Source organism: Citrifermentans bemidjiense Bem, from assembly GCF_000020725.1.
Classification (GTDB): domain Bacteria; phylum Desulfobacterota; class Desulfuromonadia; order Geobacterales; family Geobacteraceae; genus Geomonas; species Geomonas bemidjiensis.
This window is the reverse complement of the sequence record NC_011146.1, coordinates 1,634,913-1,649,492: the sequence shown is the minus strand read 5'-3', so window position 1 is coordinate 1,649,492 and position 14,580 is coordinate 1,634,913. Positions and strand designations below refer to the sequence as shown.

The window sequence follows — 14,580 nt, the reverse complement described above, 5'->3', positions numbered from 1 at the left end:
ACAACACTGCAATGAAAAGGAGGGTTTCAATGCTCAAAAAGGTATGTCTCATTCTCGCCGCCTCGCTGCTCGCAACCACCGCGTCGGCCCAGGAAGTCGCCCCCAACGCTCCCGAACCCTACAACTGCGACTTCGACCCGGCCTGCGAAGTGGCCCCTGGCCTCTACGGGAAGATGTCCTCGCCGGTCACCAGCAAGTTCAAGCTCTCCCTGGGCGGTTTCGTCAAGCTGGACTACGTCTACAACTCGGTGAACCTCGGCAGTAACGGCGCCCTGGGGACCCTGCAACCGAACGGGATTCCCAAGAAGGGGTCGGTGGCGGACCAGCAGGACCAGTCCCTGTTCACCGCGCGCCAGTCGCGCCTGTGGTTCAAGGTCGCCGGCCCCACCTTCAAAGGGGCGAAGACCGGCGCAGTGATCGAGACCGACTTTTACGGCTCCGGCGGCAGCAACGAGTCCGCCAACATGAGGATGCGCCATGCCTACGGCACCCTGGACTGGGAGAACACCCAGCTCCTCTTCGGCCAGTACTGGGACAACTTCGGGATGGCCAACTCCTCGACGCTCGATTTCGGCCTGGGTGCCACGGCCGGGAATCCGCAACAGCCGCGCGTGGCCCAGATAAGGGTCACCCAGAAAGTGCCGCTGACGAAAGATGAGACCATGAAACTGAGCCTCTCTCTCCAGAACCCGGTTCAGGACACGAACCAGCAAAACGGCTCGGCCACCGACACCTGGGGGAGCGCGGTCAATGTTGCCGGGCAGGCGGTGCTAGTATCCAAGGCGCTGGGTGTCGCCCCCGGTTTGTGGGGACTGTCCATGAACTCGCTGCAGGCCGGCTTCTTCGGCCTGTACGGTACCGAGAGCGCGGGGCCGACCGGCAAGGAGCTTGCTTCCTGGGGCTACGGGTTTTACACCTTCGTTCCCGTCTTGGCCTCCAAGGACGGCAAGAGCCGCGCCATGACGGCGGGCTTCGAAGGGCAGGCTTACCAGGCCAGCAACATGTCCTTCAACTACGCGACCGCCACCGCCCTCGTCGGGCCGAGCAACGACCGGACCGGAGCCAAGGGGTACGGCCTCTTCGCCCAGGGGATGTTCTACCCGACCCAGAACCTGGGGCTCACCGCCGGCTACGGCAAAAGAGCCGCGTACGACCAGGCGAGCTACGCGGGAATAGCGAATTACCAGCAGTCGAGTTCGCAGATCTTCGCCAACGTAAGTTACGACATCAACGCCGCCATCAGGTTCGCGGCCGAGTACCAGAAGCTTGAGACCAAGTACGGCAACAACACCCCCAGCAGCTCCGACCAGGGCTCGGCCGACGTGTTCCGGTTCTCGGCTTTCTACTTCTTCTAGAAAAGTCCACCTTTGCGAAGGTTCTTCCGGGAATTCCGTGGAGAAGAGTCCCCCCCTCCCTTGACGGGAGGGGGGACCAAGAGCGGCTTTCCCCGGTATTTTCCGATGACCCTTCGCGAAGGGGATTTAGGGAGATTTGCAGTTGGTTCACTAGAGGTAAAGGCGGCAATTTTCTTATTCCCTTCATCCGAATAATAGGAGGTTCAACATGGAGCAGGAGACCACCAAGAGGTTGTTCAAAGGGCAGCTCGCCACCGGCTGCGCCGCCCTCATCCTCAGTTTTGCCGTCGCCGCCGTCATCTGGCCCGCCTGGTCGCTGACCGTCAAGTCCCTCTATACGGCCCTGGCAGGCCCGGGTCTCGCCACGGCGGATCCGAAATCCGCCGGGAACCTCGTCGGCGCGGTTGCCCGCGGGACCTTCTTCTGGATGGTCATCAACACCTGGATCTGGTTCACCATCGTCCTTGGCAACTACGGCAAGACCACCCTCACGACCAAGCAGCCCTGGGCCGGCATCTACTACACCCTCGTCGCCTGGTGCGTCGGCGTTGCCGCCTTCCTCGCCCTGATCAGCTTCCTTGGCATCTGGTGGCGCCCCTTCAGCCTCGCCATCATGTTCACCCCGCAGTCGCTGGAGGAGGTGCGCCTGGCCTTCGAAGCGTGGGAGGCGTCCAACTTCTACGCGCTGGCGGTCATCATCGCCCAGATCCCTATGGTTTCGCTGCTGCAGAAATGGCCCTTCGCCAGCAAGGCCGAGAAGCCTGTGGACGGCTTCGGAGCGCTCGCCATGGGGACCGCAGTAACCTGGATCGTCTGGATGGCGCTGATCGTTCCCAGCTTCATGAAGCTTGCTATCGGCGAGCACCAGATCGTCACCGCCCCCTTTGGGAGCTGGCCCGCCTTTGCCGCCTTCTGCCAGGCCTTCGTGATCTTCGCCATCATGCCGGTCGAAGGGGCCGAGCTGTACCCGATGAGGCTCTTCGCCAAGAAGCAGCCGTTCATGGGGCTGATAGGCTTCGCCATCGCCCTTGCCGCCGGCTTCATCATGCCTGCCGCGATCAAGGCCGTCGTGGCCCCGCTCAACCTGCTGCCGGGAGCTCCCCTGGATGTGGTGGCGGCGTCGCTTGAGTTGTCCGTGATCGTCTTCATGCTGGCGTGGCATCACCTGTTCGACGACTACCCGAACGCGACGCTGGTACCGAACACCGCCGCCAGGGTCTGCAGCCGCGTCGCCATCTGGTTTGGCGGAGGCACCATCTACGGTCTCATCTGGATCAAGACCTTCAAGTTGATCCCCTACGGCGCGAACGACCTGGGGCTGGGGGTCCCGCCGCTGGGGGTCTTGGCCGGGCAGTTCGCGCTTTTGATGACGCTTCTTTTCCTGAACACCTTCTTCGACAAGTGGCCGCTCGTGCGCAAGGTTAAGGAACCGGCGACCGCCGGGGCAACCGCTCCCGCCGGCGCCTCGCCGGGGCTTGAGGCGATGGCGAAGTAGCAATAACCGGAAAAGTTCCCCCTCCCGTCAAGGGAGGGGGAGACCTGGGTGCCTGTCTCCCCTCGCCCTTTGGGAGAGGGGATGGACGGAGTACCTTCGCTCTGTGGGCCAGGGGGACCAGGGGGACAGGCACCTGCGGAGCCAGTCCCCCTCATCTCACTCCAATCCGTACTCCTTGAGCCTCCTATCCAGCGTCGGCCGCGAGATGCCTAGAATCTCTGCGGTCCTCTTCTTCTCGTACCCCGTGTAGATGAGCACGTTCTCGATATGCTCGCGCTCCACCTCGTGCAGCGGCCTGATCGTCAGCGCCAGCCGCTCCTGCTCCTTCTCTCCTTCCAGGTGCAGGGATTCCGGAAGCAGCACGTTCCCGTGCGAGAGGAGCACGGCACGCCTGATCGTGTTCTCCAGTTCGCGCACGTTTCCCGGCCAGGAGTGCTCCTGGATCATGGTGAGCGTTTCCTGGGTGACGATATCCACGCTCTTGCCGGTCTCCTCGCGCATCTTCCCCAAGAAGAACTTGACAAGGAGCAGGATGTCGTCCTTTCGCTCGCGCAACGGCGGGAGGAAAAGGGTCACCACGTTCAGGCGGTAATAGAGGTCCTTGCGGAATTCGCCCGCATTGGCGAGCGCCGAGAGTTCCTTGTTGCTGGCGGCGATGACCCGCACGTCGGCCTTCAGGGTCTCTACACCCCCCACTCGCTCGAATTCCCTCTCCTGGAGAAAGCGCAAGAGCTTCACCTGGATCTCCGGGCTCGTCTCCGAGATCTCGTCGAGAAAGAGCGTCCCCCCCTGCGCCAGTTCGAACTTCCCCGGCTTGGTCCGGTGGGCCCCCGTGAAGGCGCCCCGTTCGTGGCCGAAGAGCTCGCTCTCCAGAAGCGACGGCGCGAGCGAGGCGCAGGCAACCGCAATGAAGGGGCGATTCCTGAAGGAACTGTTGAAATGAAGCGCTCGCGCCACCATTTCCTTCCCCGTTCCGCTCTCCCCCTGGATCAGCACGGTGGCGCGGGAGTCTGCCACCGCGCCGATGGTCTTGTACACCTCCTTCATGCTGCGCGAGCGGCCAACCATGATGTTCTGCTCGAAGGGTGGATCGGCCGAGTCGCAGAAGGTGACCCCTTTGCGGGCCAGGGCGCTCATGTCGAAAATCTTGGCGATGACCTGGTCCAGGTGATCGAGATCGACCGGCTTGCCCAAATGGTCGATGGCCCCCAGGCGTATCGCCTCGATGGCGGTCTGCATGTCGTCGTACGCGGTGATCATCACGACGGGGAGATCGGGGCGGCGCTCCTTTACCCGCCCCAGCACCTCGAAACCATCCATCCCGGAGAGCCTAAGATCGAGGAGCATCAGGTCGATTTCCTTCTCCAGCGCAACCTCGACCGCATTGGGACCGTTCGCGGCCGTCACCACCGAATAACCTTCTTCGGTCAGGTGCAGCTCCAGCGTGCGCCGGATGGCGATGTCATCGTCAGCTATCAAAATGGTGTTCACGGTGTTTTTTCTCCAGTTCCTGAAGGCCCCGCGAGGGGAAGTACGACGGTAAAGGTAGCGCCGGCGCCGGTCCCGCCCGTCACGGAAACGGACCCGCCATGAGAGAGGACGATGGTCTGCAGGATGGACAACCCAAGCCCTCCCCCTGAAACCTTGGTTGTGTAAAAGGGATCGAACAGCTGCTCGCACTTGTCGGGGCCTATCCCCCTCCCGGAATCGCTCACAAGTACGTAGGCCTGGCTCTCTTTGCGGTAGGCGATGACCTTGAGGGTCCTGTCACCGGCGACCCCATCCATCGCCTCCATGGCGTTCAGCACCAGATTCAAGAGCACCTGGTGGATCTGCTCGGGGTCGCAGACAAGCTCAAGCGGCGATTCGATATCGGTGGTGGGGGTAACGCCGTACTGGGCCAGGCGTTGGTCAACCAGTTGCAGCAGGCGCCGCACTATTTCGGCCAGATCGACCGTCTGCAGCCGCAGGGGGCGTGGGCGCGCGAAATCCAGAACGTCTTTCAACAGGCGGTTCAGGCGCTGGATTTCGCCGTCGGCAATGGAGAAGTTCTCGCAGAGGACCCCGGTGGGCTCGATCTTCTTGCGGATCATCTGCATGTTCATCTGGATGGCGGAAAGGGGGTTGCGGATCTCGTGGGCGAGCCCGAGCGCCAGATGCCCGACCGCGGCCACCTTCTTGGCGACGAGCAATTCGTCGAAGGTTGCCTCCAGGCGCGAATGTGTCTCGCTCAAGGCGCGGGTGTGCAGGCCGACCTGTGCGGTAAGCGTGCGGTTCCAGTGATAAAGCAGCGCGAGGAGGAATGCCGCTCCTCCGATTATGGTGACGAGGAGCGTGGTGGAGATGGCCTCCTGCCGCTGCAGGAACGAAGAGAGGAGCGCTTCGACCTCCCTTTCCGGCGTGGTCACCCCCACTGTCCAGAGCCGGTTTTCCAGGCGCACCGGGTGGTAGCTGACCAGCTTGCGGACCTTCAGGCGCGGGTCGGCCGGGTCCTCGAACTCGTACCAGCCGCTGCCGGGTTTGCCGTCCTCAGCCGAAAGGAGCAGGTCGTAAAGGCGCGGCCATTTGCGCCGCAGCGCCTCGTCGAAGGTCTGCCCCGCGATCCTGCCGTTCGGGTCGACCAGGATGGTCCTGGTGGTGCTGTCCATGAGCCAGGCCTGGCCGTGCTTGCCGATCTTGACGGAGAGGACATGCTTTCGGGCCAGCTTGTCGAAGTCGAGCGTGCAGGCGACCACGCCGTTGAACTCGCCGCGTGGGCCGTAGATCCCTCTAGCTACGATCAACTCCTTTACCCCGCGTTTCCGCCCCCCCGCCAACTGCATGAAGGGCGAGATGTACATCCGCCCCGGCTGCCGCTGGTCCCGCACCCACCGATAGTAGTCGCGCCAGGCGTAACTGCGCCCCAAGGTGAAATTGTCGTGCGGCTCTATGGCGACGGCGACCCCCTTGCTGTCGAAGACGACCAGGTCGATAACGGGGGTACCGAGCAGCGAGCCGTAGATCTTTTCCAGATGCACCTTGAGCCGTTGCGACTGTTCGCGGTCGACCTCTTTGCCGTCGAAGAGGCCGGCGACCAGTTCGAGGTTGCGGCTGAAGGTGGCGAACATTTCATCGAGGGAGTGCGCTGTGAGTTCGGCGACGAGGTACTGCTGACGGTTGTACTGTTCGAAGAAGCGGGCGCGCGCCTCGGCGCGGACCCCGTTGTTGGCGCGGCGGATGGTGATGAAGGCGCAGGCGGTCAGGCCTACGATAAGCAAAAGGGCAAGCGGGAGTTTGAATGTGCGGAAAAAGGCGGTCATGTAACGATCCTTTTCCTGGTAGGTCGACGACCTCGCCTGCAGAGCTCCTCCCCCAGCGGGGAAGGTACCTTTGTCCAGACCGTTTCGGGTGACCGGCGTAATAATGGTATAGTGGTACCATATTACACCAATTTGGTCAAGCTCAATCATGCCCTTGTCCCTCTAGGGGCCGCGCCGCGACGATTAGATCCCCTTCCCTCTACCTCCCCCCACCCCCCTACAAACTGTTTCCGAATTCCCCCTCCCTTGACGGGAGGGGGAATTTGACTCATCAGTGCTTGGCCGCCTTGGCCATGCCGTATCCCGTGGTCTGCCGGACGAACAGTTCCTCGAACATCTCTTCCTCGCGACGGTTGCGGAACAAAAAGGTAGCGGCGATGGTAACGAAGAACCCGATGGGCACGGAAAGTATCCCCGGGTTTTTGAGCGGGAATAGCGGCGCGTCGAGCCCCACCAGCGAGGTCCCTTCCTTGTTCAGCACGTAATCCGATTTCGCCTTTTCCAGCGTTTTCAACTCCACAGCGGAAAGCCCCCCAGCCTCGCTTTGCTTTTTCTCCAAGGCGAGCACGACCTTCTGGGCGTCGGCAGCCACCTTCTTGGGATAGGTCATGTTCGGCGAAACCATCAGGATCCCGATGGTCACCACGGTGCCGACCACCAAGCCGGCGATGATCCCGGCTGAATTGAACCGCTTCCAGAACAGCGCGAAGATCAGGACGGGGAAGTTCGCCGAAGCCACCACGGCAAGCGCAAGGCCGACCAGCTGCGCGATGTTGAGGTTTTCGCAGGCAATGCCGAGCACGATGGCGATGGCGCCGACGAAAAACGATGCCACCCTGGCGACCTTTATCTGTGTCCCCTGATCCGCCTTCCCCTTTTTAATGACGTTGACGTACAAATCGTGGGCGATGGCCGCCGAGGATGCGAGCACCAGACCCGAGACGACCGCGAGTATGGTGGCGAAAGCGACGGCGCAGACAAAGGCCAGGAGCAGGTCTCCGGTGACGGTACCCGCCCCGCCGCCGATATACTGCGCGATCATGAGCCCCGCCATGTTGCCCCCCTTGTCGAGCGCCATAATCTTCTGCGGGGTGACATAAAGGGCGGCGCCAAAGCCCAGGAAGGAAACCATGATCAGGAACAGGCCGATCAGGAACATGGAGGCGACCACGCTCTTTCTAGCCTCCTTGGCGTTGGGCACGGTGAAAAACCGCATCATGACGTGCGGCAGGCCGGCGGCCCCGAGGATCCACGCAAGTCCGAGGGATACCTGGTCCAGCGGGTTCTTGAAGAAAAGCCCCAGCTCCAGGAAGCGCTGGCCGTAATCGAACCCCGGCTGCGCCACCGGGTGCTTCATGACGCCACGCACGTGATCCTGGATCTGCGGGCTGGTCGCCACGCTGTCGAAGAATGCGAAGAGGCTGAATCCCGACTTCCAGAGTATCCCGACGCTCAGGACGACCCCGGTGAACATGAGGAGCGCGGCCTTGATGATCTGCACCCAGGTGGTCGCCTTCATCCCGCCCAGCGCCACGTAGACGATGATCAGGGCACCGACTCCTATGATCGAGACCTTGTAGGGAATCCCCAAAAGGAGCTGCATCAGTTTGCCGGCCCCCACCATCTGCCCGAGCAGGTAGAAGATGGAAACCACCACGGCGGAAAGGGCCGCGACAGCCCGCACTACCCGGGACGACGAACGGAAGGCGAGGATGTCGCCCAGGGTGTACTTGCCGGCATTGCGGCATGGTTCGGCGATGATGAGGAGGATGGTGAGAAAGCTGATGATGATCCCCACCGAGTACATGAACCCGTCCGGGCCGAAGAGAGACATGAGTCCGGTGATCCCGAGGAAGGTCGCGGCGGAGAGGAAATCTCCGGCGATGGCCCAGCCGTTCTGAATCCCGGAAATGCCACCGCCCGCCGCGTAATAATCGGATGCGGTGGTGGTGCTTTTCGAGGCCCAGACCACGATCCCGGCGGTCGCCGCGATGATCAAGAGGAACATGCTGATGGTGAACGTGCGGTTGGTCTGCATCTTCTTGCCGCCCGGCGCCGGCGCCGGTGCCTGAGCCTTGGCCGCCGCTGCAGCGGGCGCTTGCGGGGAAGCGGCGAGCCCCGGCGGGGCCTTGGCAGCGGCGGCTGCTACGGCATTGGGGCCGCCTGGGGCCGCCTGGGCGGACACATCGGCTGCAAGCGCGGAGGTGCCGAAGATCAGTACCATCAGCAAGGGAAGGAACAGATATCTCATTGGCATTCCTCCTTCAAGATCATCTCGACCAGTTCAGTGGTAAGGGGATCGAATTCCCGGTTGGATTTGCGCGTGTAGATGATCGCGATGGCCCAGGCCAGGACAAACTGGAACAGGCAGAACAGGTAGCCGAAATTGAGCCGCCCCATGATCCGGGCGTTGAACAGGTCGGGGAAGGATATGGCCCCGACCAGCAGCAGAAAATACGACGTCGCCCCAAAAACCCACAGCCCTACCAGAAACCTCATCTTCGCCTGGTGCAACTCCACGAACTTCGGATGGCTGGCTATGGCAGCCCAATCGATTTCCTTTTCCACCATTGGTTCCCCTCCTTTTACGGTGTCTCGCCAAAAAACGCTTCAGTTCATCTCGTTTCTCCCAGTGTCCGGTCAGGTAGTTGCCCTATCAAAATTGGTCCTCCCTCCGTTGACGCACCTCCCTCCGTTGACGCACCTCCCTCCTTCAGCCTCCCTCCTTCAGCCTCCCTCCTTCAGCCTCCCTCCTTCAGCCTTCCTCCTTCAGCCTTCCCCCACCCTGTCCCTCCCCTTCCAGGGGAGGGGACTTTCTGCCAAACTTTCTCCTATTTAATCTCGTTCCCAAGGTCCACCTTGGGAACGCAGGGCCTGCGTCCATGCCCCCTCTCCCTCTGGGAGAGGGTTGGGGTGAGGGGCTCACGCAGCTTTGGCCTCATCGAACGGCCTGCACTCCAGCGCCTTGACCAGGCCGTGGATCATGGTGTTGTACGGGGTGGGCATGCCGGCCTGCGCGCCGTACTCGACGATCTTGCCGTTGATGTAGTCGACTTCGGTCCTGCGCCCCGCCTCGATGTCCTGCAGCATGGAGGGCTTGTGGTTCCCAGCGTTCTTCAGGTAGTTGATGCAGTAGGGGTAGAAGTCGGACCCCAGCGTGAACTCGTTCGCCCTGGCCACCGCGACCCCCTCCTTGATCAACGAATCCACCAGGTTCAACAGGATGGGGTCGAGGATGATCTGCACCATGGTCTTGCCGGTCACCGCGCAGATGGCGTTCATGCAGGAGTTCATCACGGACTTGCGCCACACCTTGTCCACGATCCGGTCGGTGTGCTGGGTCTCGAGCCCCGTCCCGCTCAAGGCTTCACAGATGCCGACGGCCGCTTCGCGGGACTCAGGGTCCAGCTCCTGGAGGAAATGGGGGCGGTGATGGAAGGCGACCCGCACGTGGGCGGGGCTGAGCGGCACGCAACCGTAATTGACCACCGCGCGCATCACGGCCTTGGTCCCCAGATGCTTTGCCAGTTCCAGTTCGGTATCTATGCCGTTTTGCCAGCTGACCACGTAGCGCCCATCGGCGACGAACCCCTCCAGCGCCGAGGCTATCAAGGGGAGAGCGGTCGCCTTCACGGTGACGAAGATGACATCGGGTGGGTCGCTTACGATATCGTCGAGGGTGGTGGTCACCTTGGCGACCTTCGCCTGGAGCGAGTCGGCCCCCTCGACGATGATCCCCGGGTCAAGGGCCGGCACGAGCAGGGTGGGGACGACGTCGCAAAGGGTTACCTCGTATCCTCCCCGGGTCAGGAAAGCGGCAAGCACGCACCCGACGGGGCCGGCGCCTATGACCGCGAACTTCTTTGGCGTATAACTGCTATTTCCCTTCATGGCGTCTCTCCTTGCTCTAAAGATTTACTTGATCGAGAAGCTCTCGTTAAGCCTCAGCGGAAAGTCCCCCTTCTCAAAGGGGGGTGCCACACCCACAAATCCCCGCCCCCGGAGGGGGAGGGTCAGAGAGGGGGCCAGCCTGTTCTTCCCCCCTCCCGGCCTCCCCCCTCCGGGGGAAGGAGAGCGGGGAGACGCACCCTTTCGGCTGCTGCTCGCTACGCCGGTTGGGCCTCGGCCATGCCGAAAGACTCGGCGTCCAGGATCTTTATGCCGTTTTTCAGCATCAGCTCTATGGCCCGGTCGTTGTCGTTGAAGCGCAGCACCATGACCGCCTTGCCGGAGGACGGGCCCGTGCCGGCAAGCGCGTACATGTACTCGACGTTGACCTGGTAATCCAGAAAGAGCTTGAGCACCTGGTTGGCGAGGCTTCCCGGCCGGTCTTCGATCTCGATGGCGACGACGTCGTCGACACGAGCCGGAAGCTGTTGTTCCATGATCACGCGCCGCGCCTTGGCCACGTCCGACACCAGGATGCGCAGAACGCCGAAGCCGGCCGTGTCGCAGATGCTCAGGGAACGCAGGTTGAGGCCGGCATTGCCCAGCGCGCTGGCCGCCTGGTACAGGCGGCCGGGTGAATTTTCCAGAAAGACCGACAGCTGTTTCAGTTTCATGGATGCCTCCATCTTTCTATGTTGGCGCCGCGGGTGGACTGGCTCCGCCAGGTGCCTGTCCCCCTCCCTACCGCACACGGAATCAGGCCGTAGCGGCTCCTCCGCGCAGCGCGGCCATGTTGACGTCCTCACCCTTGCCGCGGGATATCTCCCTGACCACGCCCTCCACAACCTCCGAGTCAATGGGGAGCCCCTTCATGACCGAGCCGACCATGACCATGTTCACCGCCTTGGCGTTTCCGGCTTCTTTCGCCACCTGCAGCGCATCTATCGCCCTGGCGTCGGGGCAGGCCGCTGTTATCCGCTGCGCGACGTCGCCGGGATAGGTGGCAAGACCCGCCGCCACCGTACTCGGGTTGATGCACGCCTTGTTGTAGACGAGCTTGCCGCCGGGCTTCAGGTAGTGCAGGTAGCGCAGCGCCTCCAAAGGCTCGAAGGAGATGAGGATGTCGGCGGTGCCCGGAAGCACCACCGGCGAGTGCACCTTGGCGCCGATGCGGACGAAGGAGATGACGCTCCCGCCCCTTTGCGCCATGCCGTGAACCTCGTTTTGCTTTACGTCCATGCTGCTAGCCAGAGCGCTTTCGGCCAGCACCTTGGAAGCCATCAGCACCCCCTGCCCCCCTACCCCGGCAATGACGATGTTAAATGCTTTCATGGCTCCCTCCGCTTGCGACGGTCATGGCGTCGAATTTACAATGCTGGCTGCATACCCCGCATCCGTTGCAGATGTTGGGGTCGATGGAGACCTTCGGCTTCTCTCCCGAGCCCTTGAGTCCCAGGGCGACGCAGGAGGCCTTGAGGCAGGCGCGGCAACCGGTGCATTTCTCGGCCGAGACCTGAACCAGCGGCTTTTTCACCCGGTAGCGCAGAACGCAGGGGTTTTTGTCCACGAGGACGTAGGGGCCAGGCGTCTCCAACCCGCGCCTGATGGCGGCCTCTGTCTCCTTCAAGTCGTAGGAGTTGATCTCGAAGACGTTTTCGATTCCCAGCACCTTCACGAGCGACACCATGTCCACCTCTTTTGCCGGATTGCCCTGGATATGCCTCCCGGAACCGGGGTTTTCCTGGCCGCCGGTCATGCCGGTGGTGCGGTTGTCCATGATGATGACCAGGGCGTTCCCCGCGTTGTAGGACATGCTCAAAAGGCCGGTGATGCCGGAATGGAAGAAGGTGGAGTCGCCGATGACGGCCACCGGTTTTTCGGTCCTCCCCGCGATCTCGTTCACCTTGGCGATGCCGTGGGCAGCGCTGATGCTGGCCCCCATGCAGATGCAGGTATGCATGGCGCTCAAGGGAGGGAGCGCGCCCAGGGTGTAGCAGCCGATGTCTCCGGATACGAAGACCTTCAGCTTGCTCAGGATGGAATAAAGGCCGCGGTGGGCGCAGCCGGGGCAGAAGGTCGGGGGGCGCAGGGGGAGGTCGCCCGCAGGCGTAGTCTTCGCGGAGGTGGCCGGGGCGCCGGCAGCCTCGCGGACGATGTCGGCGCAGACCTCGCCGCAAAGCGAGATGCGGTCCTTGCCTATGTCGACCCGGATCCCCATGGCGCGGATCTGCTCCTCGAAGATGGCGTCCATCTCCTCCACCACCATGAGCCGCCCCACCTTGGAGGCGAAGTCGCGGATCTTTTGCTCCGGCAGCGGGTGCACCAGCCCGAGCTTCAGGAAGGAGGCCTGCGGGAACGCTTCTTTCGCGTGCTGGTAGGAGATGCCGGAGGTGATGATCCCCAGTTCGGGGTCGTTCATCTCCACCCGGTTAAGCGGAGACTCCTCCGCGAAGGCCTGCAGCTTCAAGAGCCGCTCCTCGACCGCGACGTGCTTGATCTTCCCGAAGTTGGGAAGCATCACGTACTTCGGCACGTCCTTCGCCAGCTCTCCCACCTTCGCCGCTACCTTCCCCTTCTGCTCCACGACCCCCTTCGCGTGTGAGATCCGGGTGGTGGTGCGCAGCATAACCGGGGTGTCGAAGCGCTCCGAGATCTCGAACCCGGCCCGGACGTAGTCGTAGGCCTCCTGGGAATCGGCGGGGTCGAGCATCGGGATCTTGGCGAACTTCGCGTAGTTGCGGCTGTCCTGCTCGTTCTGGGAGGAGTGCATCCCCGGGTCGTCGGCCGCCATCAGGATGAGGCCCGCGTTCACCCCGGTATAGGTGAGGGTCATCAACGCGTCGGCCGCGACGTTCACCCCCACGTGCTTCATGGTGGCGAGCGCCCTGCCGCCCGCAAGGGAGGCGCCGATGGCCGATTCCAGCCCGACCTTTTCGTTCGGGGCCCATTCGCAGTACACGTTTCCCAGGCGGGCGACCTCTTCCAGCGTTTCTGTGCTGGGCGTGCCGGGATAGCCGGAGGCGAAGACGCCGCCGGAATCTTCAAAGCTCAAGGCAATCGCTTCGTTGCCGGAGATTATCTTTTTCATGGTTGAGGTTCCTTTATCGCGTTGGCCGTATCGGCTGGCTGTGCGGTGGACGGGCAGGCGGCGCTGCACCTGCCCGTCCGGTTTTTAGATGTACCTGAGTTCCTTCGCCTTCTCGGTCAGCTCCTCCCGGAACATGGGGTGGGCGACGCCTATCAGGGCCTGGGTGCGCTGGCGGACGCTTTTCGCGTAGAGGTCAGCCGCGCCGTATTCGGTCACCAGGTAGCGCACGTGGTTGCGGCTGGTCACCACGCCGGCCCCGTGCTTCAAAAGCGGCGTGATCTTGCTGACCACGGATCCGTCCCTGAGGGTCGAGGTGCTCGGCATGGTGATCACCGCGACGCCTCCCTTGGAGCGGGACGCGCCGTAGACGAAATCCATCTGACCGCCGACCGCCGAGTACATCCTGGGGCCGATGCTGTCCGCGCAGATCTGCCCGGTGAAGTCGACCTCGATGGCGGCGTTCACCGAGACCATGCGGTCGTTTTGCGCCACCACGAATGGGTCGTTCACGTACTCGGTGCGGCGCAGCTCAATCATCGGGTTGTTGTGCGCCCAGTCGTAGAGACGCTTGGTCCCAAGGAGGAAGCCGCAGACGATCTTGCCCGGGTGCAGGGTCTTCCTGGAGCAGTTGACGACGCCGGCCTCCACCAGGTCGATGACGCCGTCGGAGATCAGTTCGGAATGGATCCCCAGGTCCTTCTTGCTGAACAGGTGCTTCAAGACCGCGTCGGGAATGGCGCCGATGCCAAGCTGCATGGTGGCGCCATCGGGGATGAGGCTGGAGATGTGCCCCGCTATCTGCTCGACGATCTCGGGGTCTCCCTCCTCCGCCATGTGCCTTTCTGTCAGCGGCGCATCCACCTCGACGATATGGGTCATGCGCGAGACGTGGAAGAAGGTGTCCCCGAGCGTGCGCGGCATCTTCTTGTTCACCTGGGCGATGACGATCCGCGCCGACTCGGCCGCCGTCATGGTGAGGCCGGCCTCTCCCCCCAGCGAACAGAAACCGTTTTCATCGGGCAAGGAGACGTTCAAAAGCGCCACATCCAGCGGGAGATGGCCGTTTTTGAAGAGCAGGGGGAACTCGGAGAGGAGCACCGGGGTGAAGTCGGCGCGCCCTTCGTTTACCGCCTGGCGGACGTTGGGACTGATGAACATGGTGTTGACCCGCACGTGCCCCTGCATCTCGGGCGAGACGTAGTCCTGAGGGCAGATGGTGAGCACCTGGGAGACCTCGACATCGCGCAGCTCCGGCGCACGCCTCACCAGCGCATCCAAAAGTTGCAGGGGAACGGAGGCGTTGCCGGTCAGGTAGAGACGGTCCCCGGAGTTGACCGATTTGAGCGCCTCGTCGGCGGTGGTGACGCGCGAGTTGTAGATCTCGCGCCAGTTCTTGATTTCCTTCCAGATCGTTGCAGCCATGGTAGGCCTCCTATTTCGGTTGGATCGATTTAT

11 protein-coding genes are annotated in these 14,580 nt (G+C 62.6%); 2 read left to right on the top strand and 9 right to left on the bottom strand.

Features of this window, described 5'->3' with window-relative positions; all coding sequences use genetic code 11:
* The first annotated feature begins 29 nt into the window (after positions 1–29).
* Positions 30–1,355 carry a DcaP family trimeric outer membrane transporter gene (locus GBEM_RS07180; protein ID WP_012529860.1) on the top strand — a complete coding sequence of 442 codons (1,326 nt, stop codon included), beginning with the start codon at positions 30–32 and terminating at the stop codon, positions 1,353–1,355.
* Between the two features lie 208 nt (positions 1,356–1,563).
* Complete coding sequence (locus GBEM_RS07175) at positions 1,564–2,850, top strand: hypothetical protein (RefSeq protein ID WP_012529859.1); 1,287 nt, start codon at positions 1,564–1,566, stop codon at positions 2,848–2,850.
* A 156-nt stretch (positions 2,851–3,006) separates the two neighbouring features.
* On the opposite strand, the gene GBEM_RS07170 is transcribed toward GBEM_RS07175, so the two are convergent.
* The 9 genes from GBEM_RS07170 to GBEM_RS07130 form a co-directional block, all read right to left on the bottom strand.
* On the bottom strand, positions 3,007–4,341 hold the full coding sequence (locus GBEM_RS07170) for a sigma-54-dependent transcriptional regulator (protein ID WP_012529858.1): 1,335 nt from the start codon (positions 4,339–4,341) through the stop codon (positions 3,007–3,009).
* Complete coding sequence (locus GBEM_RS07165; protein WP_041262694.1) at positions 4,338–6,149, bottom strand: sensor histidine kinase; 1,812 nt, start codon at positions 6,147–6,149, stop codon at positions 4,338–4,340. The genes GBEM_RS07170 and GBEM_RS07165 overlap by 4 nt, the downstream gene beginning before the upstream one ends.
* Positions 6,150–6,420: 271 nt before the next feature.
* Entirely contained in the window at positions 6,421–8,400 is a 1,980-nt protein-coding gene (locus tag GBEM_RS07160; protein ID WP_012529856.1) for a solute symporter family protein, read from the bottom strand.
* Positions 8,397–8,720, bottom strand: coding sequence for a DUF485 domain-containing protein (locus GBEM_RS07155; RefSeq protein ID WP_012529855.1), 324 nt, complete (start codon positions 8,718–8,720; stop codon positions 8,397–8,399). The genes GBEM_RS07160 and GBEM_RS07155 overlap by 4 nt, the downstream gene beginning before the upstream one ends.
* A gap of 351 nt (positions 8,721–9,071) precedes the next feature.
* Entirely contained in the window at positions 9,072–10,040 is a 969-nt protein-coding gene (locus tag GBEM_RS07150) for a ketopantoate reductase family protein (RefSeq protein WP_012529854.1), read from the bottom strand.
* 215 nt (positions 10,041–10,255) lie between these two features.
* Positions 10,256–10,711: an ACT domain-containing protein gene (locus GBEM_RS07145; RefSeq protein ID WP_012529853.1), complete on the bottom strand. Its 456-nt coding sequence runs from the start codon at positions 10,709–10,711 to the stop codon at positions 10,256–10,258.
* 82 nt (positions 10,712–10,793) lie between these two features.
* Complete coding sequence (locus tag GBEM_RS07140) at positions 10,794–11,369, bottom strand: indolepyruvate oxidoreductase subunit beta (protein WP_012529852.1); 576 nt, start codon at positions 11,367–11,369, stop codon at positions 10,794–10,796.
* Positions 11,356–13,125 (bottom strand): thiamine pyrophosphate-dependent enzyme, encoded by a 1,770-nt coding sequence (locus GBEM_RS07135; protein WP_012529851.1) that lies wholly within the window; start codon positions 13,123–13,125, stop codon positions 11,356–11,358. Before GBEM_RS07135 ends, GBEM_RS07140 begins: the two co-directional genes overlap by 14 nt.
* An 84-nt stretch (positions 13,126–13,209) precedes the next feature.
* Positions 13,210–14,547, bottom strand: a complete 1,338-nt coding sequence (locus GBEM_RS07130) for an acetyl-CoA hydrolase/transferase family protein (protein WP_012529850.1) — start codon at positions 14,545–14,547, stop codon at positions 13,210–13,212.
* Positions 14,548–14,580 lie beyond the last annotated feature (33 nt).